Origin of the sequence: Catenulispora acidiphila DSM 44928 (assembly GCF_000024025.1) — a bacterium.
Lineage (GTDB): Bacteria > Actinomycetota > Actinomycetes > Streptomycetales > Catenulisporaceae > Catenulispora > Catenulispora acidiphila.
Map to the genome: position 1 here is coordinate 6,491,853 of NC_013131.1, position 24,309 is coordinate 6,516,161.

Annotated in this window: 23 protein-coding genes; 10 read left to right on the forward strand and 13 right to left on the reverse strand. The window is 69.6% G+C overall.

The features are described from left to right. Nucleotides 1-85: 85 nt before the first annotated feature. Nucleotides 86-592, forward strand: coding sequence for a bpX5 domain-containing protein (locus CACI_RS46150; protein ID WP_015794219.1), 507 nt, complete (start codon nucleotides 86-88; stop codon nucleotides 590-592). A 117-nt stretch (nucleotides 593-709) separates the two neighbouring features. On the opposite strand, the gene thrS is transcribed toward CACI_RS46150, so the two are convergent. The 3 genes from thrS to CACI_RS27895 form a co-directional block, all read right to left on the reverse strand. Continuing rightward, nucleotides 710-1,939, reverse strand: a complete 1,230-nt coding sequence (gene thrS / locus CACI_RS27885; protein ID WP_015794220.1) for a threonine--tRNA ligase — start codon at nucleotides 1,937-1,939, stop codon at nucleotides 710-712. 225 nt (nucleotides 1,940-2,164) lie between these two features. Then, nucleotides 2,165-3,865, reverse strand: coding sequence for an ABC transporter permease (locus CACI_RS27890; protein ID WP_015794221.1), 1,701 nt, complete (start codon nucleotides 3,863-3,865; stop codon nucleotides 2,165-2,167). Continuing rightward, nucleotides 3,862-4,758 (reverse strand): ABC transporter ATP-binding protein, encoded by an 897-nt coding sequence (locus CACI_RS27895; protein ID WP_015794222.1) that lies wholly within the window; start codon nucleotides 4,756-4,758, stop codon nucleotides 3,862-3,864. The genes CACI_RS27890 and CACI_RS27895 overlap by 4 nt, the downstream gene beginning before the upstream one ends. Before the next feature lie 76 nt (nucleotides 4,759-4,834). On the opposite strand from CACI_RS27895, the gene CACI_RS27900 reads away from it, so the two are divergent. Together CACI_RS27900 and CACI_RS27905 are read left to right on the forward strand one after the other, a co-directional pair. Beyond that, the gene (locus tag CACI_RS27900) at nucleotides 4,835-5,416 is read left to right on the forward strand and encodes a GbsR/MarR family transcriptional regulator (RefSeq protein WP_015794223.1); all 582 of its coding nucleotides are present in this window, start codon (nucleotides 4,835-4,837) and stop codon (nucleotides 5,414-5,416) included. 337 nt (nucleotides 5,417-5,753) lie between these two features. Next, entirely contained in the window at nucleotides 5,754-6,389 is a 636-nt protein-coding gene (locus CACI_RS27905) for a LysE family translocator (RefSeq protein WP_015794224.1), read from the forward strand. An 85-nt stretch (nucleotides 6,390-6,474) separates the two neighbouring features. On the opposite strand, the gene CACI_RS27910 is transcribed toward CACI_RS27905, so the two are convergent. Beyond that, nucleotides 6,475-7,137: a response regulator transcription factor gene (locus CACI_RS27910; protein ID WP_223297255.1), complete on the reverse strand. Its 663-nt coding sequence runs from the start codon at nucleotides 7,135-7,137 to the stop codon at nucleotides 6,475-6,477. Nucleotides 7,138-7,517: 380 nt separating this feature from the next. Here CACI_RS27910 and CACI_RS27915 point away from each other — a divergent pair, with 380 nt between their 5' ends. From CACI_RS27915 to CACI_RS27930, 4 genes are read left to right on the forward strand one after another with little or no spacing between them, the layout of a single operon-like run. Further along, a complete protein-coding gene (locus CACI_RS27915; protein WP_015794226.1) occupies nucleotides 7,518-7,931 on the forward strand; it encodes a hypothetical protein in 414 nt (137 codons plus the stop codon). 42 nt (nucleotides 7,932-7,973) lie between these two features. Beyond that, the gene (locus CACI_RS27920) at nucleotides 7,974-8,369 is read left to right on the forward strand and encodes a BlaI/MecI/CopY family transcriptional regulator (protein ID WP_015794227.1); all 396 of its coding nucleotides are present in this window, start codon (nucleotides 7,974-7,976) and stop codon (nucleotides 8,367-8,369) included. Then, nucleotides 8,366-9,382, forward strand: a complete 1,017-nt coding sequence (locus tag CACI_RS27925) for a M56 family metallopeptidase (protein ID WP_015794228.1) — start codon at nucleotides 8,366-8,368, stop codon at nucleotides 9,380-9,382. The genes CACI_RS27920 and CACI_RS27925 overlap by 4 nt, the downstream gene beginning before the upstream one ends. Then, nucleotides 9,382-9,678 carry a hypothetical protein gene (locus tag CACI_RS27930; RefSeq protein WP_223297256.1) on the forward strand — a complete coding sequence of 99 codons (297 nt, stop codon included), beginning with the start codon at nucleotides 9,382-9,384 and terminating at the stop codon, nucleotides 9,676-9,678. Before CACI_RS27925 ends, CACI_RS27930 begins: the two co-directional genes overlap by 1 nt. Nucleotides 9,679-9,756: 78 nt before the next feature. On the opposite strand, the gene CACI_RS27935 is transcribed toward CACI_RS27930, so the two are convergent. The 5 genes from CACI_RS27935 to CACI_RS27955 form a co-directional block, all read right to left on the reverse strand. Next, nucleotides 9,757-10,650 carry a sigma-70 family RNA polymerase sigma factor gene (locus tag CACI_RS27935; RefSeq protein ID WP_015794230.1) on the reverse strand — a complete coding sequence of 298 codons (894 nt, stop codon included), beginning with the start codon at nucleotides 10,648-10,650 and terminating at the stop codon, nucleotides 9,757-9,759. Nucleotides 10,651-10,673: 23 nt separating this feature from the next. Beyond that, entirely contained in the window at nucleotides 10,674-12,005 is a 1,332-nt protein-coding gene (locus CACI_RS27940; RefSeq protein WP_223297257.1) for an MFS transporter, read from the reverse strand. A gap of 84 nt (nucleotides 12,006-12,089) precedes the next feature. Further along, nucleotides 12,090-14,030 (reverse strand): ABC1 kinase family protein, encoded by a 1,941-nt coding sequence (locus CACI_RS27945; protein ID WP_015794232.1) that lies wholly within the window; start codon nucleotides 14,028-14,030, stop codon nucleotides 12,090-12,092. A gap of 64 nt (nucleotides 14,031-14,094) precedes the next feature. Then, on the reverse strand, nucleotides 14,095-14,619 hold the full coding sequence (locus CACI_RS27950; protein ID WP_015794233.1) for an MscL family protein: 525 nt from the start codon (nucleotides 14,617-14,619) through the stop codon (nucleotides 14,095-14,097). 103 nt (nucleotides 14,620-14,722) lie between these two features. Further along, on the reverse strand, nucleotides 14,723-15,826 hold the full coding sequence (locus CACI_RS27955; RefSeq protein WP_015794234.1) for a TerC family protein: 1,104 nt from the start codon (nucleotides 15,824-15,826) through the stop codon (nucleotides 14,723-14,725). A 349-nt stretch (nucleotides 15,827-16,175) separates the two neighbouring features. Between CACI_RS27955 and CACI_RS27960 the strand changes: the two genes are divergently transcribed. Together CACI_RS27960 and CACI_RS27965 are read left to right on the forward strand one after the other, a co-directional pair. Further along, complete coding sequence (locus CACI_RS27960; protein WP_015794235.1) at nucleotides 16,176-16,949, forward strand: sugar isomerase domain-containing protein; 774 nt, start codon at nucleotides 16,176-16,178, stop codon at nucleotides 16,947-16,949. A gap of 174 nt (nucleotides 16,950-17,123) precedes the next feature. Next, nucleotides 17,124-17,990, forward strand: a complete 867-nt coding sequence (locus CACI_RS27965; protein ID WP_049872097.1) for a proteasome assembly chaperone family protein — start codon at nucleotides 17,124-17,126, stop codon at nucleotides 17,988-17,990. 131 nt (nucleotides 17,991-18,121) lie between these two features. Here the strand turns inward: CACI_RS27965 and CACI_RS27970 are convergent, their stop codons facing one another. The 4 genes from CACI_RS27970 to uvrB form a co-directional block, all read right to left on the reverse strand. Then, nucleotides 18,122-19,153, reverse strand: a complete 1,032-nt coding sequence (locus CACI_RS27970) for an LLM class F420-dependent oxidoreductase (protein ID WP_015794237.1) — start codon at nucleotides 19,151-19,153, stop codon at nucleotides 18,122-18,124. 99 nt (nucleotides 19,154-19,252) lie between these two features. After that, complete coding sequence (locus tag CACI_RS27975; protein WP_223297258.1) at nucleotides 19,253-20,080, reverse strand: hypothetical protein; 828 nt, start codon at nucleotides 20,078-20,080, stop codon at nucleotides 19,253-19,255. Beyond that, nucleotides 20,077-20,571, reverse strand: coding sequence for a DUF6343 family protein (locus tag CACI_RS47215; RefSeq protein WP_015794239.1), 495 nt, complete (start codon nucleotides 20,569-20,571; stop codon nucleotides 20,077-20,079). The genes CACI_RS27975 and CACI_RS47215 overlap by 4 nt, the downstream gene beginning before the upstream one ends. An 823-nt stretch (nucleotides 20,572-21,394) precedes the next feature. Next, nucleotides 21,395-23,506, reverse strand: a complete 2,112-nt coding sequence (gene uvrB, locus CACI_RS27985) for an excinuclease ABC subunit UvrB (RefSeq protein WP_015794240.1) — start codon at nucleotides 23,504-23,506, stop codon at nucleotides 21,395-21,397. 47 nt (nucleotides 23,507-23,553) lie between these two features. Here uvrB and CACI_RS27990 point away from each other — a divergent pair, with 47 nt between their 5' ends. After that, a complete protein-coding gene (locus tag CACI_RS27990) occupies nucleotides 23,554-24,261 on the forward strand; it encodes an alpha/beta fold hydrolase (RefSeq protein WP_015794241.1) in 708 nt (235 codons plus the stop codon). The last annotated feature ends 48 nt before the right edge of the window (nucleotides 24,262-24,309 follow it).

Genomic DNA, 24,309 nt, shown 5'->3' on the forward strand with positions numbered 1-24,309 from the left:
GCTCGCATGCCGGGCAGACAGGTCCCCGGCGCCGCCGCGCTGCGTATCCTTTTGCGGTGAACACGCAAGCGACGGGGGCGGGGCGATGACCATCTGCGAAGTCCGGCAGCCGGCCGACCACCACACGGTCGAGTCCTGGCAGCGCCGCGAACCGGCCCTGCGAGCGGCAGCCGTCCTCGGCATAGGCCCGGTCGCCACAGCCCTCGCCGAAGCAGCCCAAGCCCTCCTCGCCGAAGGCACCCCCCTCCGCCTGGTCACCGACCCCGAGTACCTGGTCGTCCTCGGCGAGGAACCAACCCTCCCCTGGGTCGAGGGCGCCCGCTACCTCGGCTGGGACGGCAAAGCCCTGACCCTCACCACCCACCAGGTCCTCCCCGCCCCAGACCTGTGGCGCGAGGCAGCCCTCGCCGCCGGCACGGCCCAGCCGGGCTCCTTGGTGATCGTGCTGCCCGACCAGGTCCTGATCGCGGCAGGTGAGCATGCGGACGACGCGGCGATCGCGGCGCCGACGGCTGCGACAGCGGCTGCTACTGCGACTGCGACTGCGACTGCGACAGCGGCTGCGACAGCGATAGCGGTGCAGCAGGCCTGAGGGGCATGAGCGCTATCGGCTGAGCGGTTCAGCCTGACCGCACCGCAATCGCAACCGCCGGGCGAGCAGCAGACATCACAAGCCAAGCAGCCGCCTCGCCATCGCCGGCCGCGCTCCCTAATCCGCCCACAGCACCTTCCCCCGAGCCGCGACGCGCTCCACCATCCGCTTCCCGGCCTCCGCCACCGACATGGGCTCCAGTTTCCGTCCGTCGCGCAGCCGGATCGCGACCGCGTCCGCAGCCGCCTCGCGTCCGCCGATGACCGCCTGGTACGGCACCAGGCGTGCCTCGCGGATGCGCGCGCCGAGGCTGCCGCGCTCGGGGTCCATCAGCTCCGAGCGCAGGCCGAGGTCGAGGCACAGGTCGTGGAACGCTCGGGCCGCGCCTGCCTCGTCCTCGCCGACCGGCAGGACCGCCACCTGCACCGGTGCGAGCCAGGCGGGAAACGCGCCGCCGTGCTGCTCGATCAGGTGGGCCACGACGCGCTCCATGCTGCCGACGATGCTGCGGTGGACCATCACCGGGCGGTGGCGGGCGCCGTCGGCGCCGATGTACTCCAGGGCGAACTGCTCGGGTTGGTGGAAGTCGATCTGGACGGTGGACAGGGTCGACTCGCGGCCGGCCGGGTCGGCGATCTGGATGTCGATCTTCGGGCCGTAGAACGCCGCCTCGCCTTCGGCCTCCTCGTACGCCAGGCCCGAGGCGTCCAGGACCTCGCGCAGCATCGCGGTGGCGCGCTGCCACATCTGCGGCTTGTCGACGTACTTGCCGCCCGGGCCGGGAAGCGACAGCCGGATGCGGGCCGCCTCGATGCCGAGCGCCTCGTAGGCGTCGCGGATCAGCTTCAGCGCGTCCTGCGCCTCCTGCGCGACCTGCTCCAGGGTGCAGAAGATGTGCGCGTCGTTCAGGGTGATGGCGCGGACGCGGGTCAGACCGCCGAGCGCGCCGGACATCTCCGAGCGGAACATGCCGCCGATCTCGGCCATGCGCAGCGGCAGTTCGCGGTAGCTGTGCGCGCGGGAGCGGTAGATCAGCGCGTGGGTCGGGCACAGGCTCGGGCGCAGCACCATCTGCTCGGCGCCCAGATCCATCGGCGGGAACATGTCCTCGCTGTAGTGCGACCAGTGCCCGGAGATCTCGTACAGCTCGCGTTTGCCGAGCACCGGCGAGTACACGTGCTGATACCCGGCACGTCTCTCAACGGACCGGATGTACTCCTCCACCGCATGCCGTACCACCGCGCCGTCGGGCAGCCAGTACGGCAGCCCGGCGCCGATCAGCGGGTCGGTGTCGAACAGGCCGAGCTCGCGGCCGAGCCTGCGGTGGTCGTGCTGGATCTCGCTCATGGGACTTCTCCTCGCTGGCATCAACTGGCATCGACTGACATCAGGTGTGCGGGAGGGGCGAGGGTCCCGGGAGAACGACGAAGCCCCGGGGCACTCGCCCCGGGGCTTCGTTGCTGGTTCAGGAATCAGCGCGCCGGGACGGTGTCCGGCGTCGTCGTCTGCATAGCGCGCTTCATGCCGTCAACGGTAGCAGAGAGGTGGCAGACAGGTCATACAAGGGATACGTCATGCAGATGACACGTCCCGCCGCCGGAACCCGACCAGCCCGACCGCCGAGAGAACCGCGGCCACCGCCGTCATCCACACCAGCGGCGTCCAGTGGAACACCCCGCCGGGAACCTTCGGAATGTGCGTGAACGGCGTCAGGTCCAAGAACCACTGCCCAGCGTTCACCAACGGGCCCAGATAAGCGATGAACACCAGCACGCCGAACACCCCATACGCCCCCGCCGTCCACTTCGGCATCAGCCCGAACAGCGCCACCGCGACCGCCGCGATGATCCACAACGCCGGCGTGGTGATCAGCCCGGCTCGCACCATCCGTCCGACCCACCCCCAGAAATCCCCCAGCACCGCCCCGGCGCCGACCCCCACCCCGAGCCCGCCCGCCGCCATCACCAGCGCGCTGCCGACCGCCGGGAACACCAGGTGGCTGCCCGCCCACGCCAGCCGCCCGGCCGACCCGGACAGCACCGGCTCGGCACGCCCCGAGGTCTCCTCCCCGCGCAGCCGCAGCACCGCCTGCACCGCGTAGAACGCCGCGGCCATCCCCAGGAAGCTGACGGCGGTCGCCAAGTAGGAGTCGGTCAGTCCCTGCACCCCGCCATAGCGACCGATGATCTTCTCAACCTGCTGATTGTCGTTCAGCAACTGGTCGATGCCCTTGGCGATGGATCCCATGACGATCCCGAACACGAAGATCCCAGCCATCCACCCCAGCAACGTCGGCTGCTGCAAACACCGCCCCAACCCGAACACGCCGCGCAACCCGGGTCCGGCACTCGCCGGTCCCGGACGCTGCGGCAACAGCCCGCTGCCCAGATCCCGCGCGTTCTGCACCCGATAGCCGACGGCAGCGGCCACGACCCCGGCGGCCAGCGTCACACCGAGGACCCACCACCGGTTCCCGGCCCACGGATGCACCCGCTCGATCCACCCGAACGGCGACAGCCACGCCACCCACCCGGCGCCGCCGCTGTTCCCCGCCGCGTCGCCGACCGTACGCAGCAGATACGCCACGCCGAGGACGAGCGCCCCGATCCCGTTGGCGGCGCGCCCGGTCTCGGTGAGCTGCACCGCGACCGCCTGCGTCCCGGCGAACGCCACGCCGACGGCGAACAGGCACGCCCCGAATGCCAGCGCGCCGCCCGCGCCCTGACCCAACGCCACCATCACCACAGCGGTTAGCAGCCCGATCCCGAAGCAGACGCCGACAGCGATGGAAAGCGCCGCGCTCAACGGCGCGTTACGTCCCACCGCGCCGGACCCGAGCAGCTCTAGCCGCCCGGACTCCTCCTCGGCGCGAGTGTGCCGGGTGATCAGCAGGACCACCATGATGCCGATCAGCAGGCCGCCGAAACCCAGCGTGCGCCAGGCGGTCAGGGCGCCGAGGCTGTGGGTGTCGTAGAGCGGGCCGTACAGCGCGCGCAGCGAGGGGTTCGTGCCGATGCTGGCGCCGAGCTTGTCGCGGTCGCTCTGCGCCGGATACAGCTTCTTCAACGAGTACGCGGTCCCGCCGACGGTCGCCAGCAGCGCGTAGATCCACACCGGCAGCATGATGCGGTCGCGGTGCGAGGCGAGCTTGATCAGGGTACGAAGACCGCTGTCGGAGTCGGCCTGCGCGCCGGGTTCGGTGGCGAACTTGGAGGTCTTGGTGGAGGCCTTCTTGTCGCTCTTCTTCGGCTCCGACGCCGTCTCGGCACTCACTGCTGCGCCCCTTCGGGCTCGTAGTGCCGCAGGAACAGCTCCTCCAGCGTCGGCGGCCGGCTGACCAGCGTCTTCACGCCGACCGCGGTCAGCGCCTTGAGCACGCCGTCGAGGTGGTCGGTGTCGACCTGGCCGGCGAACGTCGCGGCGCCGACCTTGGCGTCGTGCACGCCGGGCAGGTCCGCGATCCCGGTCGGCGCGCCGGCGAGTTCGGCCTGGACGGTGGTGCGCGTCAGGTGCCGCAGCTCGGCCAGCGAGCCGGTCTCCACGGTCTTGCCGGCGCGGATGATGTTCACCCGGTCGCACAGCGCCTCGACCTCGGACAGGATGTGGCTGGAGAGCAGGATGGTGCGGCCGCGCTCGCGCTCGTCGGCGACGCACTGCCGGAACACGTCCTCCATCAGCGGGTCCAGGCCGGACGTCGGCTCGTCGAAGACCAGCAGCTCCACATCCGAGGCCAGGGCTGCGATCAGCGCGACTTTCTGGCGGTTGCCCTTGGAGTACTGGCCGCCCTTCTTGGTCGGATCCAGCTCGAACCGCTCCAGCAGATCGGCGCGGCGGCGCGCGTCGACCCCGCCGTGCAGCCCGCCGAGCAGGTCGATCACCTCCCCGCCGGACAGGCTCCGCCACAGGGTGACGTCGCCGGGCACGTAGGCCAGCCGCTTGTGCAGGGCCACACGGTCGCGCCAGGGATCGCCGCCGAGCAGCGCCGCCTGCCCGGCATCGGCGCGGATCAGGCCCAGCAGGACCCGGATCGCCGTCGACTTGCCTGCCCCGTTGGGTCCCAGGAAGCCCAGGACCTCCCCCTCCTGGACGGTCAGGTCCAGGCCGTCGAGCGCACGGGTCCGGCCGAACGTCTTCACCAGGCCGGACGCGCTGATCGCAGTCGTCATGCGGCCGATGCTACTCCGAATCTTCAGAGATTTGTGAATGTTATGAAAGCGCGAGCGGGACCGCTACCGTGGGGGGATGACCGAGGACGCCGCGGACCGCCCGGCACCCGACCGGCTGCCGGCCTACGTCGAGCGCTTCGCCAGCGTGCTGACCGACAGCGGCATCCCGCGCATGCCCTCCCGGGTCTTCGCCGCGCTGATCACCCGCGACGACGGCCGCCTGACCTCCCAGGAACTGTCGGACCTGCTCGACATCTCCCCGGCCGCGGTCTCCGGCGCCATCCGCTACCTGTCCCAGGTCAACCTGGTCACCCGCGAACGCCAGCCCGGCACCCGCCGCGACCGCTACCGCGTCCTGGACGAGGTCTGGCAGGACGCGCTGTTCGAGCGCGACACGCTGATGGCGCGCTGGGAGGCGAGCCTGACCGAGGGCGCCGCCGTGGTCGGCGCCGACACCCCGGCCGGCCGCCGGCTGACCGAGTCGGCGCAGATGTTCCAGTTCCTGCGCGGGGAGCTGACCGGGATGCTGGAACGCTGGCAGGCGCGGCGCGCGGAGCTGCGTGCTGAGGCGGCGCGGGACGACGCGGGGCGGGGCGAGCCAGAGCCTGCCGGATCGGGGCTGGCCGAAATCAAGGCTGGCCGAAGCGGGGCGGGCTGAATCAGAGCGCGCTAGATCGGGACGGGCCGCATCAAGGCTGGCCGAATCAGGGCGGGCCGAATCAGCGCGGGCCGAAATCAAGGCTGGCCGGATCGGGGCGGGACCAGTCAGGACGCGCCGGATCGGGGCTGGCCAAAGCGGGGCGCGCCGAATCAGGGCCAACAGAATCAGGGCGGGACCAGTCAGGGCGCGCCGAATCAGGGTCAGCTGAACCGAGGCGACCTGAAGCGCGGCGCCGGCCCGGTCGCGCAGACGGCGGCCTCGGCGAAGACCGAGGGCTGAGACAGCCGCGAAAAGACCGGCCGGCCGGCGAGGGCCGCGTGTCAGGATCGCGATTATGCCGATAGATCTGCATCTACTGACCCTGTTCGTCCTCACCACCGCCGTCGCCTGTCTGGCACCCGGTCCCGACATGCTGTTCGTGCTGGGTGTCGGCATGCGCGGCGGTCCTCGCGCGGGCCTGCTGGCCACCACCGGCATCGCCACGTCTGAGGTGATCCATGTGACCGTCGCCGCCGCCGGGCTGACGGCCTTCTTCGCGGCGGTCCCGGTGGCGTTCACGGCGTTCCGCCTTGGCGGCGGCGCTTATCTGGTCTACCTCGGGGTCCAGGCGATCCGGCACCGCGGCGCCGAGGACGGTGCACTGTCGGCCGGCGATGCCACGCCGGTCTCGGGGCGTCAGGCGTATCTGCGAGGCCTGCTGACCAACCTGCTGAACCCGAAGATGGTGACGTTCAGCGTCGCGTTCCTGCCGCAGTTCGTGGACCCGCGGCTGGGCTGGCTGCCGGTGCAATTCGCGGTGCTCGGCGCGGTGCTGATCGTGATCGAGTTCCTGGTGGACGGCACGGTCGGGATGCTCGCCGGACGTATCGGCGGCTGGCTGGCGCACCGGCGCGCGGCCCGGCGCCGGATCGACGTGGCCACCGGCGGGCTGTTCATCGGGCTGGGAGTGCGGCTGGCGGTCGAGCGGTAGGGCTCGCTCGCACTCGCCTCACCCACGTCACCGTCTCACCCGCGTGACGTCTCATCCGCGTCACCGCGTCACCGCATCACCGGCCTCAGACCCGGATGCTCCGCGGCAGCTCCGAGTCCGCGACGTACCCGATCCCGCGCACCGTCCGGATCAGGTCCGGCACGCCGAGCTTGGCGCGCAGCGTCGCGATGTGGACCTCCAGTGTGCGGTTCGCCGACTTCTCGGTGGTGTGCCACACCTTCCGCAGTATCAGCTCCCGGCACAGCACCGCGCCCGGCGTGCTCGCCAGCAGGTGCAGCAAGTCGAACTCCTTGCGGGTGAGCACCACCGGCTGGCCGTGCACGTTGACCCGGCGCTCCTCGGCGTCCACCACCACCGGGCCGACGCCCAGGTGGTCGGGGCGCTCGGTCGGCGTGCGCACCGCGGCGCGGATGCGGGTCGACAGCTCGGTGAGGCCGTAGGGCTTCACCACGAAGTCGTCCACGCCGATCCGCCGGCCCTCGATCCACAGGCCGCGGTCGGCGCGCGCGGTGATCGCCACCAGTGCGGCCTCGGTCTGGCGGCGGATGCGCTCGCACAGGGCCAGCGCCTCCTCGTCCAGCAGCCCGAGGTCCAGCAGGACCGCGTGCGGCGAGAACGCCGCCATGCCCGGAAGGTCGTCGGCACGCAGCCGCCGGACCGCGAACCCGTCTAGGCGCAACGCGTTGTCCAACGCCGGTTGCACCCGGTCGTCTCTTCGGCCGGCCACTACTAGCCTCATCGCCTGTCACCTCACAGCGCTGTCAACGCGCCCGTTTCGCACAAAAACAGGGTAATTCGTTAATAATGTTTGCCAGGGTTCTGCCATTCTGCTCACCCAGCGTGCCGGAAGGCAATACCGCGCGTGTGGGTTTTCTCAATACGACCTCAAGTCGGAATACTCCACCGGGGGTGGAAGAATACTGAGAGTAAGGACCGCGCCGGGACACCCGTGCGAGGTCAAGCACGACATTCAGGCATCGGACCGGCCACAGACCGCAGAGACGGCAGAGTGTGGAGGATCAGACGAATACGCCGAATGCATGACCCCGCGCTGCGCCACGCGGTGCGGAAGCAGGATTCGGCGGCGGCGTCGGCGAGGGTGGCGGCATGATCGTCGACGGCTCGTACACGGCATGGGTGCGGCCCACGCGCCGGGTCCACTTCGCCCTGTCCCTCGGGATGACCCTCACCGGCGCCATCCTCATCGCGGCCGGCGCCGCCGGCGGTTCGGGCGCGGCACGACCGGCGCCGCTGATCGGACGGACCGCGGACAGCTTCGTGAGTGGCGACAACGGAGCGTCGGGCAGCCAGGTTCCGGCGGCGCCGCTGCTGCCCGTTGCTCCGCCACAGGTCAAGACCCCGCCGCACCCGGTGGCGAAGCCGCACCCGAAGTCGCGCCCGCATCCGCACCACACGATGTCGACGCCGACGCGCCCCGCTGAGCTTCTCCGTCCGGCTGCGCCGCCGGTGCGCTCCGTGCCCTCCTCGGCAGAACCGCGGCCTCACCGGCTCAATCACTGATTCCGGCGCCGACCAGCCTGGTCTAGGCTAACGGCCGTGGCGATGCGACAACTGGGGGATCTGGAAGCGGCGGTCATGGACCGCATATGGCGGCGCAACCGCCCGGTGCTGGTGCGCGACATCCTCGACGACCTGAACACCGACCGTTCCCTCGCCTACACCACGGTCATGACGGTCATGGACAAGCTGCACCGCAAGGGGTGGCTGCGCCGTCAGCCGCAGGGGCGGGCGTACGTCTATGAGGCGGTCGCCTCGCGCGAGTCGTACACCGCGCGGCTGATGCGGGACGCCTGGGCGACCAGCGACAACCAGGCGGTGGCGTTCGTCCACTTCCTGGAGCAGCTGTCCGACGAGGAAGCCAAGGCGCTGCGCGCGGCGCTCGAGATCTGCCCACCGGCGTCGCCCCACCCGGCTCCGGAGGAAGAGCGGATGCAGTGACGGCCGTGCTCCTCCTGGTCGTCTACGCTCTGGCTGTGGCGGTCCTCGCCCCACCGTTGCTGGCCCGGCACTGGCCGTCGGACCGTGCTCCGCGTCTGACGGTGACGCTGCTGCAGATCCTGACCTGCTCGTTCCTGCTGGCCACCGTCGGCGCCGGGCTCGCGCTGGCGTTCACGCTGGTCGAAGGACTCTCCGAACTGTCGCCGGCCCTGGACTCCTGCGCCGACCAGCTCCCGGTCACCGACCACGGCTCCCTCGGTACGGCCCTGGGCCACCTCGGCTGGATCTCCGCGGTCCTGCTCTCGGCCCGCCTGCTCTACTGCCTGACCGCCACCTTCGGCACCGCGCACCGCCGCCGCCGCGAGCACAGCCAGATGCTCCGCATGCTCGCCAAGCGCGACGACGACCTCGGCGTCCTGGTCCTGGACCACCCGTCCCCGGCCTGCTACTGCCTCCCCGACGACGTGGTGATCACCACCGGCGCCCTGGAACGCCTGAGCGCGAAGCAGCTGGAGGCGGTCCTGCTCCACGAGCGCGCCCACATGTCCGGCCGCCACCACCTGATCATCGCCCTGGCCACCGCCATCCGCCGCACCATGCCGCACATCAAGCTCCTGGCCTACGCCGAACGCGAAACCCGCCGCCTGGTCGAACTCATCGCCGACGACGCCGCCGTGGCCCGCACCGGCGCCCCCACCGTCGCCGCAGCCCTCGCCGTCATTGGCACAGCCCACGCCGAAGACGCACCCCCGGAGTACAACCCGGTCCCCGAAACCGCCCTCGCCATCGACTCCTCCCCCACCCTCCGCCGCATCCGCCGCCTCCTGCGCCTCGACCAAACCCTGACCCGCCGCACCCACGCCCTGGTCATCGCCGCGACAACCGCAGCCACGGTGTTACCGGTCGCGCTCCTGGCAGTCTCCGGCGCGACCCTCTTCCGCCCCTGCCCCCCGGATCTGGACAGCGGCTGGTCGCCGGCGGTGGTGATGTCGGTGGCCGCGGACGGGAGTTAGTGCCGTGGCAGGATCAGCACGTGGTTGGTGATGAACAGCCGGATCTCGGGGAGATCGAGGCTCGGTTCATCGCGGTGGTCGAAGGTCGACTGAGTCGGGACGACGCCGACCGGTGGGCCGCGCGCTGGTTGTTCGATGACACCCTGGCCTGGGACGCGACGGAGTGCTGGGCGCTGGGCCTGCTGGCGGGCATCGATCTGCGACACGGCCCAGCCGGTGACTTCCTGCACGATGATTCCCAGGTTCGGGCGTGGCTTCAGGAACTGCGGGAACGCAGCAACAAACGATCTGGCTGATCATCAGGCAGCGTAGCCCGGGCTACGCTGCCGTTTTTCAGCGTGGTGCGCGTTCCTGGTCATCCTGGGGCCCGTTATCTACTCCCCCACCCTCGCGACGATCTCCACCGCCAGCTCGCCCAGGAGGCTGCTGTTAGCGAGCATCTCGATGGCGGCGATGCGGCCGTTGACGATGGTGAAGTCGAAGACCACCTTGGGCGTGCCGGCGACGGCCCAGATCAGGGAGGGGGTGCCGTCGATGAGGGCGAGCTGGGCGGCCTGGGCGCGGCCGGAGAACTGCTTGGCGACGCCGCCCGCGCCGCGGACTTCGGCGGTGGCGCCGAAGGCGACGGCTGTCGGGTCGCCGCGGAGGACGACGTCGGGGTCCAGGAGCTTCAGCAGGCCGGCGAAGTCGCCGCCGCGTGATGCCTTCAGGAAGGCGCTCACGACCTCGCGCTGGCGTCCGCGGTCCGCGTCGGACGCCTCGCCTTGGCCCTGGACGCGGCGGCGGGCTCGGCTGGCGAGTTGGCGGACGGCTGCCGGGGATTTGCCGACGATGGGTGAGATCTCCTCGAAGGGGACTGCGAACATGTCGTGCAGGACGAACGAGAGGCGCTCGGCCGGGCTCAGGGTGTCCATCACGACCAGCAGTGCCAGGCCGACGGAGTCCGACAGCTCGGCGGCCAGTTCCGGGTCGGCCATCGCGTCGCGCTCCGTGGCCTCGACGGCCTCGACGCCGGCCGGGCCCTCGAGGTCCTCCTCGCCGTGGTTGCGGCGGGCGCGCAGGACGTCCAGGCAGACCCGGCCGGTCACCGTCGTGAGCCAGCCGGCCAGGTTCTCCACCTCGGCGACGTCCGACCGGTTCAGCCGCAGGTACGCCTCCTGCACGGCGTCGTCCGCCTCGGCCAGCGACCCGAGCATGCGGTACGCCACCGCCTTCAGGTGCGGGCGCTGGGTCTGGAAGAACTGGGCGAGCTGATCAGCGTCGGTCATGGCTTCACATTCTGCGGACGGACTCAGGCGGTCACCACTTTGACGTCCGCATTCGCGGGAATGTGACAGCCGTCAGGAGCGGATGGATCACGATCATGGATACCACCGGCACCATCGGCACCACCAGACCCCGAGACGATCTCCGTGCCACCGGAAAGTCCGATACCGGACTCGCGCAGCAGCACCCCGGCCGCCAACGCCGCCGCCACACTCAGCACCCCCGTCACCGCGAACCCCCACCGGCTGTCGGTGTGGTCCGTGAGCTCCGCGACCCCCAGCATCACCACCACCGTGGCCGCCAGCCCCGCGCCGTTCGCCAGCCCGAACACCCGCCCCACGTGCGCCTCGTCCACGCTCGTCATCACCAGCGAGCGCGAAGCGATCCGTGCCGTCCCGAACGTGAACGCCCCGATCGCCACCCCCGCCATCAGAAAACCCGGCCCGAACTGCGGCTGCAAAACGAACACCGCATTGCACGCCAGGAACCCGACCACCGCGATCCGCAGATCCCCGAACCGCCGCCCCACCACCTTGTAGAACGCGGTCGCCGCCAAGAACCCCAAGCTCCCGACCGCATCGACGAGCCCGAACAACCCCGCCCCGCGCCCCCACTCCCCCATGACCAGCTTCGGCAGCAGCGCGTTGAACACGGTCACGACCACGCTGCCCTGCGCGTACAGCAGGATCAGCCGCCCGAGCGGGACTCGCCGGGAAGGAGCAGAACCAGAAACCCCAACCCCCGCAACCGAATCCGCGCCCGTCTCTACCTCCAGCCGCACCGGACGCCGCCCCACCGCGACCACCAAAGCCGCCGACACCACGAACGTCCCAGCGTTGAAGACCAGCAGCGGCGACGCCCCCAACCGCTGCACCAGCAGCCCACCCACCGTCGCCGACAGCAACATCCCACCCTGCGTCGCCATCTCATACGTGGCGTTGAACCGCCGCACCTGAGAAGCCCGCACCCGCTCCTTGATCATCGCGTTGCTCACGGGAAAGAAGAGCGCCGCCACCACCGCCAACGCGAAGTTCGCCGCGTACACCCCCGGAGCCGTCGCTCCCCCGAGCGTCAGCCACACCGGCAGCGCCAACGCCAGCACCGCCGACGTCAGATCGCACCCGATCCACAACCGGCGCCGATCATGCCGGTCGGCCAACCGCCCGAAATACGGCGAGAGCACCGCCTGCGGCACCGCCACCGCGACGAACAACAACCCGACCGACACCATCGTCTTGTCGTTCCGGATCATCAACAACGCCCCAGCGATCAGCTGCACGTTGTTGCCCAAAGCGGTGACGAACGCAGCCGGCACGAGCAACCGCTCGGCCCGCCGGGTAGCACTAGCGAAGTCCATACGCCCCAGTGTCAGGACCATCACTGACATCAACTGTCAGCGATAGAAATCCGAAAACGAAGCGCCTCACCGCAACCGGCGGAATCAATCCTCCGGCCGCCGAAAAACCACCACCAACACCCGCAGCGCCAACACACTCGCGACCGCGAGAAAGCTGTACCCAAGGAACTGATACAGACTCACCGACTCCCCCACCATCGGCCCGTTCTGCCGCCCGACCATCAGCACCCCCATCAGCCCGGACGTCGCCGCCAGCACCGTGATCAGCACCTGGTGCACCAGCCCGGTCACCACATCCCGGTCCCGCCGGTCGGCGAACAGCCGCACGTTCACACTCAGCTTCCCGCTCTCCAGCGCCCCGACCAGCCGGTCCACCCGCCGCGGCAACCGCCGCAGCATCGGCACCAGCGCCGCCAGCTCGGTCGCCGCCTCCCGCTTCAGCGCCTCGGGCGTCAGCTGCTCCGCGGCGTACCCGCCGGCCAGCTTGCGCGCCTCGGCGACGATGTCGAAGTCGCGCGCCAGCTCGGTGAGCGTCCCCTCCAACGTCCCCAACGCCCGGAACACCGCCGCGACCTCGGCCGGGACCGCCAGCCCGTGCGAGCTGACGATGCGGAACAGGTCGGTGAACATGGCGACGTCGAACCCTGATTCGCTGCGCAGATGACGCGCGGTGAACCGTCCCAGGTCCCGCTCCAGCGCGGCCTCGTCGATCTCGTCCGGCGCCATCATGACCTCCAGCACCGCGTCGCACAGGTACAGCGGGTCCCCGACGTCGACGGCCGCCAGCAGCCGCTGCATCGAGGCACGCAGCGCCGAGTCCAGGCGCCCCACCGAGCCGAAGTCGAGCATGCCGAGCCGGCCGTCGGTCAGCAGCAGGATGTTGCCGGGATGCGGGTCGGCGTGGAAGACCCCGTCGATCATCACCTGCCGCAGCAAGTAGTTCAGTAGCCGCTCGGCCAGCTCGCGCGCGACTATCCCGCGCTCAGCCAACTGCGGCAGCGCACACCGCAACGGTTCGCCCTCGAAGCGCTCCATCACCAGCACCCGCGCCGAAGAGTGCTCGGTGAACGCCTTCGGAACCGCCACGCCCTCGACCCGCGTCACCGCGACCGCCGCCAGGTTCCGCGCCTCGATGCGAAAATCCAGCTCCTCGCGCAACGCCACGGCGAAGCCCTCGGCCAGCGCCTTGACGCCCAGCGACCGAGCCCACGACGTGCGCCGCTCCAGCGTCCTGGCCAGCCGCCGGATGATGTCCAGGTCGCGGCCCACCTGGCTGGTCACGCCGGGCCGGCGCACCTTGACCACCACTTCCTCGCCGGAGACGAGCCGCGCGGAGTGCACCTGCGCGACCGACGCCGCGGCCATCGGCTCGCGGTCGAAGCGTGCGAAGACGGTCTCGACCGAGCCGTACTCGGCGACCAGCACCGCCTCGATCTCAGCCCACGCCACGTAAGCAGCCTGATGCTGCAACAGCGACAGCTCGTCGACCACCTCGGCCGGCAGCAGGTCGCGGCGCGTGGACAGGATCTGGCCGAACTTGATGAACGTCAGCCCGCCGTCGTTCAGCGCCCCGCGCAACGACCGGCCGATGTTCGCCTGCGGTCGTCGGCCTCGCAGGTACGGACCGAGCCCGTGACGCATGAGAATCATGGTGAACCGCCAGTAGCGGCGCGAGCGCGCGACCCGGCTGCGCAGCCCTCTGACCCACTCCAGCGGCGTCGGCAGGCTGCCGCTGGGCGCCAGCGCCTCGGCGACGACCAGGAACACCATGCTGGGCAGCAGGATGACCAGCAGGGACAGGACCAGCAGCAGCGGCTTCTTGGAGTCCTCCAGAGTCCCGTCGGGCAGTTTGGGACCGAGCATCGCGGTCAGGATCGGCGCGGACATGCCCCAGGAGATCGCGGCGGCCAGGACCAGCCGGGTGGCGGAGAAGCGGACGCCGAGCAGGCGCCGGACGATCGAGGCCAGCACGACCACGGTGACGATCGCGGTGAGGACGAAGAGGGGTCCCTGCAGAAAGCCCATGCGGCGACCTTATTGGTCGCCGCATGGCGAACGAGTCGCCGCACACCCCGGCGGCCGCGGCGTCTCAGACTGGCTTGGCTTCAGCCGCTGCGGCCGGCTCCCCGAACCTCATCTCCGGCAGCGCGCTGCGCAGCGCGATCTCGCCGGGGAGTTCGTCGGTGAGGTCCGGGGAGTCCTCGTCGAGGATCGGGGCGACGGTCGAGGTGCAGTAGCTGCATCGGCGGGCCCGCGCGGGGATCTGCTGCAGGCATTCCGGGCAGGAGCGCTTGGCGTGGGACAGGTCGTGGTGCGGGTTCAGCTCCTCGGTGAGCTTGTTGACCGGCAGCACGATCAGGAAGTACAGCGTCGCGGCGGTGAGTAGGAAGCTGATCCCGGCGTTGACGAACGTCCCGTAGGGGAACGGGGTCTTGCCGAGCGTGAAGACCTTCTTGCTGTAGTCCCCGATGCCGCCGGTCGCCCAGCCGATCAGCGGTGTGAGGAACGCGGTGGTGAAGGAGGTGACCATCGCAGCGAACGCCGCGCCGATGACGACGCCGACGGCCAGCCCGATGACGTTGCCCCGCACGACGAACTTCACGAAGCCGTTCATTGACCCCCCTGGGTCTCACAGGATCCTGACGAGATGACGGGATGTGCGCGGCAGCATCCCACATCCGGACCGAACCCGCGAAACGCCAGGTGGGGTAAGGGTTTCAGCCCTCGAGCTTCTCCAGCCCGGCCTCGGTCGGCTCGGTCTCGGTCCGCTCGGTCTCGGTCAGTTCGGTCTCGGTCGGCTCGGCCGCAGCCAGCCCAGCCTCGGTCGGCTCGGTCTCAGCCGGCTCGTCCTTAGCCGGCTCGACCTCGCCCTCCGCGCGCCGTGTGCTCCACAGGCTGGTCACCGTGGTGATCGCCAGGACCCCGATGATCACGCCGAGCGAGGCGGCGATGCCGATCGTCGGTACGGTGACCGGTCCGATGTGCTCGACCCCGGAGCCGTGCAGCGCCTCGAAGAGCATCTTCACGCCGATGAAGCCCAGGATCACCGACAGTCCGTAGGACAGGTGCACCAGCCGGTCCATCAGCGCGCCGAGCAGGAAGTACAGCTGGCGCAGGCCGAGCAGCGCGAAGACGTTGGCGGTGAAGACGATGTACGGCTCCTTGGTGAGCCCGAAGATCGCCGGGATCGAGTCCAGGGCGAACAGCAGGTCGGTGGAGCCGATGGCGACCATGACGATCAGCATCGGGGTGAAGCGCCGGCGTCCGGCCACGTGGGTGACCAGCCGCGCGCCGTCGTAGTCGTCGGTGGTCTTCACCGCCGTGCGCACCCGGCGCAGCAGGCGGTTCTCCTTGAACTCCTCCTCGCCGTGCCCGGTGGCCAGCTTGACCGCGGTGTAGACCAGGAAGGCGCCGAAGCCGTAGAAGATCCAGCTGAACTGGTTGATCACCGCGCTGCCGATGCCGATGAAGATGCCGCGCAGCACCAGCGCCATCACCACGCCCCACAGCAGCACCTGGGACTGGTAGGCGCGCGGGACGCGCAGCTTGGTCAGGATGATGACGAAGACGAACAAGTTGTCGACGCTGAGGCTGTACTCGGTGATCCAGCCGGCGAAGAACTCGCTGCCGTAGCGGTGGCCGGTGAAAACCCAGATGCCGATGCCGAACAAGATGCTCGCCGCGACGATCCCGGTGACCCAAACGGCGGCCTCGCGGGTTTTGATCGCGTGCGGGTTCCGGATGCCGTGCCACAGGTCCAGGCCGACGGCCACGGCCAAAACGGCGATCGTGGCGATCCAGACGGTCAGGGTGACGTGCATTGCGGGACTCCTCCGGCGTTGTCATGGCGTGCACAAGCGCCGAAAGTCTTCTCCACCTGAGACGGTTGAAACCCGCAGCTCAGGCCGGACAACCGGGAACCGAGTGGCTCCGTGATGACGGCCAGTCCGATTGAGGAGTACTCCCCTTCGATAGCACCCATCGTCCCAGCAAGCGGGGTGATCGCGCAAACCATCGCGCGCACCATCATGCGAACCGTCACGCAAACCATCACGCGAACCCTCGTACACAGGTACGCCGATCTGCTTTGATGGACCCGGATCTGTGGTTTAGACCACAGGCGGGTTTGAGACCACACGCGCCAGACCAACCGCACCGAGGGAGAAACCCATGGAGTCCCTGCCGCCGGAGCTGTCGCCGACCGGATACCTCGCCGAGGTCCGCCGGGTGCTGGAGCACGTCGAGAAAACCCAGCTGGACGGGGTCCTGGCCGCCGGAGCGCTGATCGCGGACTCGATCGCGGCCGAGGGCGTCCTGCAGGCCTTCGGGACCGGGCACTCCGAGGCGCTGGCGATGGAGCTGGCCGGGCGCGCCGGCGGGTTCGTCCCCAGCAACAAGCTGGCGCTGCGGGACCTGATCCTGTTCGGCGGGGAGCCGGTGGACTTCCTCAACGACCCCAAGATCGAGCGCCGGGAAGGGCTGGCGAAGCGGATCTACGAGCTGGCGCCGGTGGAGCCGCAGGACGTGTTCGTGATCGCCTCCAACTCCGGCGGCAACGGCGTGATCGTGGACCTGGCCGAGCACGTCACCTCCCTGGGCCACAAGCTCATCGCCATCACCTCCTTGGAGCACACCGCGCGCATCACCTCGCGCCACTCCTCGGGCAAGCGGCTCAAGGACTTCGCAGACGTCGTGCTGGACAACGGCGCGCCGTACGGGGACTCGGTGCTGCCGCTGCCGTCGCTGGGGGCGAACGTCTGCGGGGTCTCCTCGGTCGGCAACACGGTCCTGGCGCAGGCCACGATCGCCGAGGCGGTGCGGCTGCTGGCCGAGCAGGGCCTGACGCCGCCGGTCTACCTGTCCGCGAACGCCATCGGCGGCGATGCCCACAACGACGTGCTGGAGGCAAGATACGCCGGGCGGATCCGCCGCGCCGCGTCCTGAAATCGCGCACAGACTCCTCATGGCCGAATCGGAATAGATCACCACTCGTTCGCCGCTGATGGTTAGGCTGGACGTGAACCGCCGGACAGCCACGACGAGACGGATGAGGTGCTTCAAGTGGTCGCGCGCAAGGATCCGAAGGCTCTGTACGAGCTGGCGCCCGGCACACCGGGCATGGCCGGCGTGGTCTTGCTGCACCAGATGGAAGGCTTCATGGACGCCGGAGGCGCCGGCAGGCTGGCCTCCGAGCACCTGCTGGACCAGTTCGACCACCGCCTGGTGGCCTCCTTCGACGTGGACCGGCTCATCGACTACCGCAGCCGGCGCCCCACGATGACCTTCGACAAGGACCACTACGACCATTACGAGGACCCGGCGCTGGACGTGCACCTGCTCACCGACGGCGAGGGCAAGCGCTTCCTGCTCCTGGACGGCCTGGAGCCCGACCGCGAGTGGGAACTGTTCGCCCAGGCCGTCCGCAGCCTGATCGAGCACTTCGACGTCAGCATCACCGTGGGCATGCACGGCATCCCCATGGGCATCCCCCACACCCGCCCCCTGGGCATCACCGCCCACGCCACCAACCCCGGCCTGGTCGACACCGCCGACCAGCCCGTCCTGGACCGCCTCCAGGTCCCCAGCTCAGCGGCGTCCCTGCTGGAGTACCGCCTGGGCGAATGGGGCCACGACGCCGCCGGCTTCGCCGTCCACGTCCCCCACTACCTGGCCTCCTCCCTGTATCCGCAAGCTGCCATCCGCCTCCTGCGCGCCGTCTCCGAAGCCACCGGCCTGATCCTCCCCGACGTGGAACTCCGCGACGCCGCCCGCCGCGCCTCCGAAGACATCGAACGCCAGGTCCAGGAATCCTCCGAGGTCGAGGACGTCGTCCGCGCCCTCGAGCGGCAGTACGACGCCTTCAACGTGACCGACCGCAAGAACCTGCTCAGCGACAACGACGGCCGGATGCCGACCGCGGACGAACTGGCCGAGGAGTTCGAGCGGTTCCTGGCGGATCAGGACGGTCCGCCGCCGAGCCCGTGAGGTTTAGGTAAGAACGCTGATTAAGTGGTTCACCGACCGCCGCATCCGACGATCATGTCGGGTGCGGCGGTCTTTGCTGTATACGGACGCGGCGAGGATGGTGCACGGAGGTCTGGCCGAGAAGCTCCCCGCTACAGCACCAAATCCGCCAACCCCCGCAGCGTCTCCTCCTCCCGAGCCGTCACCAGAAGGGTCGTCACCGGGGACTCGCGCCAGGCCACCAGCCGCTCCTTGATGCGCTCGGGTGGGCCTACCAGGGAGATCTCGTCGGCGAAGGCGGTGGGGACGGCCATGACGGCTTCGTCGCGTTTGCCGTCGAGGAAGAGTTCTTGGATGTGGTCGGCTTCGGCTTCGTAGCCCATGCGGACCATGAGGTTCTTGTGGAAGTTGGCGCCCTTGGCGCCCATGCCGCCGACGTAGAAGGCCAGGGCGCCCTTGATGGGCCAGAGGGCTTGTTCGATGTCGTCTTGGGCGGCGCCGGTGAAGGCCAGGTGGACCATGGCGGTGATCTCGAAGCCGTCTTTGGCGCCGGCGATCTGGTCGGCGTAGACCTCGGGGCGTTCGGGGACGTAGTAGAGGGGGAGCCAGCCGTCGGCGATTTCGGCGGTCAGGGCGACGTTTTTGGGGCCCTCGGCGCCGAGGATGATCGGGAGGTCCTTGCGCAGGGGGCGCAGGTTGGTGCGCAGCGGCTTGCCCAGGCCTGAGGAGTCCGGGCCCTGATACGGCAGCGGGTAGAACTCGCCGTCGTTGGTGACCGTCTCGCGGCGCAGCACCTTGCGGATCACCTCGACGTACTCGCGCGTACGGGCCAGCGGCTTCGGGTACGGCCGGCCGTACCAGCCCTCGACCACCTGCGGTCCGCTCAGCCCGAGCCCCAGGATCACGCGGCCTCCGGACAGGTGGTCCAGCGTGATGGCGCTCATGGCGGTGGCGGTGGGCGTGCGCGCCGCCATCTGCGCGATGCCGGTGCCCAGGCGGATGCGGCTGGTCGAGACGGCCAGGTACGCCAGCGGCGTGAACACGTCCGAGCCCCAGGACTCGGCGGTCCACACCGAGTCGAAGCCGAGGTCCTCGGCGTACCGCGCCAGGCCGACCCAGTCATACTCGGGCGGCTTGGAGGCCCAGTAGCCGAGTTGGAGGCCGAGCTTGAGGTCCGCGGTCATGAGGGCTCCTCGACACAGAAGACGGAAGACAGAAGATGCAGAAGATGCAGAAGACACAGAACTAGAACACGTTATAGTAGCCGGACGGCAGAATGCAGCCTACGGGTGGTCGCCGCTGGTCGCCAGAGGCGAGACCTCGCGCCATGCCTCCTGCCGGAGGACCCAGCCCGACTCGTGGAAGATCTGCTTCACGGTGGCACGAAGGTCGGCGTCAGCGCGCGCCTTGGCGATCCAGTCTTGTGGGGAGTCGAACAGCGCGCGCAGGCGTGGCGAACGCTCCAGCAACTCAGCGAGCAGCGCTTCCTGTGCGCCGGGAACGCGTGGCGTCCCGTCCCGCGCGGCGAGCACCCCTGCGGCGTTGACGTACAGATACGCGGTGTCCACGCGCTCCCCCGACGGCAGCGTCATATCAAACTCCGCACCCGACAACAGAACCCTGTGATACCGCGGGAGTTCGGTGTCGTCCACGGCGCAAAGCTGGTCGGCGTCCAGGAAAGTCAGCACGACGTCGGCCGTGCTGTCCGGGTCGGCGAACGGGGAGTTGGCGACGTATCCGTTGAGCGCCACATGTGCCGAGACGCCGACACCGAGCCCCGACACGCGCAGCGGCGTCATCGGGACGACGGCGGGCAGGCCGAGGCGAGTCAGCTTGTGATGCAGCTGGGCTGGTGCGGCGTTGGAACCGACGGCGATCAGCGGATGGCGTTCGCTGGTCGGCGGCGAGTCGAGGTCGGCGAGTACGTCGTCCAGGCTGCAAGCTGGGTTCGTGTCCTGATGTACGCGCCAGCGCCCGATCGGCTCGGCAGTCGGCGTCATCCGCAGCAGCTGCGTCCCGCTGAGCAGCGCGGGCCCATCGACGACCCGACCGGGATAGCTCAACGGATCGAGCGCCGGGACGCCGTCCATCCCGAGCGCCGCCAAACTCACCAATTCCGCCCCCGCGCGTTCGCCAGCATCACCGCGAACGGCGGGATGATCGCCGCCACCACGCTCATCCCGATCGCCAACCCCGGCGAGAACAGCCGCACGACCGTCCACGCGAGGACGAACAGCACCAGGCACGTCCCCATCATGATGAAGTACACCTGCTCGCGCGTGTGCTGCGACCAGGGCGCACGCTGCTCAGGCGCGTCGTCGGGCTCCTCAACGGGACGATACGGCGGAATATCGCGCCCCGGCTGCCAATGCGGACCCTGACGAATGTGCCGCATAACGACGATCGCATCGACCAGCGCCACAAACCCGACCACCGCGCAGAAAACGATGAAGCCCACCGCATGCTGCGTAACGAAGAAGACAACCCCGCCGATCGCGCTGGCCACCCCGATCAGCGCCATGGTCAGCCGCATACGCAGCGGACTGCGCGCATGCATCGGCTCATCCCCGCTACGGATCCGATGCGGATCGAACCTGGTCATCGCACTCCTCTCTTCCAGAGTAATGCCCGCCCCACCCCCGAGAACATCACCGACACGGGAGGCAGGTGGCACAGCAGACCCTCCCGCCGCAGCTCACGAGCGAGATGCCCGACCAGAGGCGCCAGGCACTAGACACCAGACCTGCCTGGTACCCGCCGCGATCACAGCCAACCAGCGGGGCGCCGGCGGGAGTCGCCACCATTCGCTGCATGGGGAAGAGGCTCCGCCCGAGCCAGCCACCACCAAGGCTGATCGATCGCATCCGACAGCACCAACTCGCCACCGCCGGCGCCCCGCACATGCCAGAGGCAGCCCCCGCACCACAGCCGCACGAAACCGCCTCTCGCCACCGCCGGCGCCCCACACATGCCAGAGGCAGCCCGCACCACAATCGCGCGAAACCGCCCCACAGCACCACTCACCAGACCGCCAGCCGCAAAGGCGAGAGCTCCGCCCGAGTTAGCCAGCGCCCGGGCTGGTCGATCGCATCCCGCAGCACCAACTCGCCACCACCGCCGCCCGCACACGCCAGAGGCGGCCCGCGCACCACAGCCGCGCGAAACCGCCCCACAACATCACTCACCAGCCCGCCAGCCGCCAGCCACCAGCCGCCAGCCGCGAAGGCGAGAGCTCCGCCCGAGTTAGCCAGCGCCCGGGCTGGTCAATCGCATCCCGCAGCACCAACTCGTCACCACCGCCGTGCCCCGCACATGCCAGAGGCGGCCCGCGCACCACAATCGCGCGAAACCGCCCCACAGCACCATCCGCCCGGCTGGCGGGCGATCAACCAGCAGCCCGAGCCGTGCTGCCAGCCCAGCTCCCGTTACAAAGCCGCCTGCATCGCCCGCAGCTCCTTCTTCAGCTCGCCGATCTCGTCGCGGAAGCGGGCCGCGAGTTCGAATTGCAGCTCCGCTGCCGCGGCGTGCATCTGCTGCGAGAGGTCCTCGATCAGGCCGAGGAGTTCCTCGGCGGGCTTGCCGGCCACGTCCAGGGAGCGCATGGTGCCCTTCGACGCCACGCCGGGGACCGGGGCCTTGCCGCGGGACTGCTGGCGGCCGGAGCCGCCGAGGAGTTCGGCGGTGTCGGCGTCCTCGCGGGCGAGGAGGTCGGTGATGTCGGCGATGCGCTTGCGGAGGGGTTGGGGGTCGACGCCGTTGGCTTCGTTGTAGGCGATCTGCTTGTCGCGGCGGCGGTTGGTCTCGTCGATGGCCAGCTTCATGGAGGGGGTGATGGTGTCGGCGTACATGTGGACTTCGCCGGAGACGTTGCGGGCTGCGCGGCCGATGGTTTGGATCAGGGAGCGGCCGCTGCGCAGGAAGCCCTCCTTGTCCGCGTCGAGGATCGCCACCAGCGACACCTCGGGGAGGTCCAGGCCTTCGCGCAGGAGGTTGATGCCGACCAGGACGTCGTACTCGCCGAGCCGGAGTTCGCGCAGGAGCTCCACGCGGCGCAGGGTGTCCACCTCGGAGTGCAGGTAGCGGGTGCGGACGCCGCGTTCGAGGAGGTAGTCGGTCAGGTCCTCGGACATCTTCTTGGTCAAGGTGGTGACCAGGGAGCGCTCGTTGCGCTCGGCGCGGGCCTGGACCTCGGCGACCAGGTCGTCGATCTGGCCGTGCGTCGGCTTGAGGACCACCTGCGGGTCGACCAGGCCGGTCGGGCGGATGATCTGCTCGACCGGGCTCTTGGAGGTCTCCTCGCCCTGCTTGCCCAGCTCGTACGGGCCCGGCGTCGCCGAGAGGTAGACGGTCTGCCCGACGCGCTCCTCGAACTCCTCCCACCGCAGCGGGCGGTTGTCGATCGCCGAGGGGAGCCGGAAGCCGTGCTCGACCAGCGTGCGCTTGCGGGAGGCGTCGCCCTCGTGCATCGCGCCGATCTGCGGGACGGTGACGTGCGACTCGTCGATGACCAGCAGGAAGTCTTCGGGGAAGAAGTCGATCAGGGTGGAGGGCGGGGAGCCCGGCTCGCGGCCGTCGATGTGCCGGGAGTAGTTCTCGATGCCGGAGGTGAAGCCGACCTGGCGCATCATCTCCAGGTCATAGGTGGTGCGCATGCGCAGCCGCTGCGCCTCCAGCAGCTTGCCCTGCTTCTCCAGCTCGGCGAGGCGGTCGGCCAGTTCGGTCTCGATGCCGCCGAGCGCGCGCTCCATGCGGTCCGAGCCGGCGACGTAGTGCGTGGCCGGGAAGACCCGCAGTTCCTCGTCGACGGTCAGGATCTCGCCGGTCACCGGGTGCAGCGTCATCAGGCGCTCGACCTCGTCGCCGAACATCTCGATGCGGACCGGGTGCTCCTCGTAGACCGGGAAGATCTCGACGGTGTCGCCGCGCACCCGGAACGTGCCGCGGGTGAAGGCCAGGTCGTTGCGCGCGTACTGCATGTCCACGAAGCGGCGCAGCATCTTGTCCCGGTCGTGCTCCTCGCCGACCCGGATCTGCACCGAGCTCTTGAGGTACTCCTCCGGCGTGCCCAAGCCGTAGATGCAGGACACCGTGGAGACCACGACCACGTCGCGCCGGGTCAGCAGCGAGTTGGTGGTGGAGTGCCGCAGCCGCTCGACCTCCTCGTTGATCGAGGAGTCCTTCTCGATGTAGGTGTCGGTCTGCGGGACGTACGCCTCGGGCTGGTAGTAGTCGTAGTAGGAGACGAAGTACTCCACCGCGTTGTTCGGCAGCAGCTCGCGGAACTCGTTCGCCAGCTGCGCGGCCAGCGTCTTGTTCGGCGCCATGACCAGCGTCGGGCGCTGGAGCTTCTCGATCAGCCAGGCGGTGGTGGCCGACTTGCCGGTACCCGTGGCGCCCAGCAGCACCACGTTCTGCTCCCCGGCCTCGATCCGCCGGGTCAGCTCGGCGATGGCCGCCGGCTGGTCGCCGGCGGGCTGATAGTCGCTGACGACCTCGATCGGGGCGACGGTGCGGGTGAGTTCGGACAGAGGACGCATGGTTTAGAGATTACGCGGCGCCTCTGACAAGCGCCGACAATCACCCCATGCCTCCCACGCCACTCCTGATCATGGTCCACAGCCCGCTGGTGGGTCCGGCGACCTGGCAGCCGGTCGCGCGGCTGCTGCACGGCCGGCACGACGTCATGGTGCCGAGTCTGCACGGCATCGCCGCCGGTCCCGGACCGTACGCGCGCCGTATCGCCGAGGTAGTCGCCCGAGACGCCCGTGACACGCATGCTGACGAGATCGTCCTGATCGGCCACAGCGGCGCCGGCGCGTACCTGCCCGCCATCGTCGACGCCGTGGACGAGTGCGTGATCGGTATCGCCTTCGTCGACGCCCAGCTCCCCCGCCCGGGACTGAGCGACTTCGACGCCTCCCCGCCGGACTTCCGCGAAGCCCTGACCGCGATGGCGCAGGACGGAATGCTCCCGCCGTGGGACCGATGGTTCCCTCCGGAGGTACTGACAGAGCTGATTCCTCAAGCAGAGCAACGCGAAGCGTTCCTGTCCGAACTCCATCCGATCGCGCTGGCCTACTTCCAGGAGCCGGCTCCGCGCACCGAGTCCTGGTCGGCGACGCAGTGCACGTACCTCCAACTCAGCGAGAGCTACACATACCAAGCCGACCGCGCCGAAGCCCTCGGCTGGCCCACGACCCGCCTGGCCGCCGACCACCTCTCGCTGGTCACCGACCCCGAGCCCGTCGCCGACTTCCTGTCAGAGTTCGCGCGGACGCTTGCCAACAGCTGATCCCTGCTCAATACTGCGCACTAGCGCGCGCCAGCGGTCTAGACCACG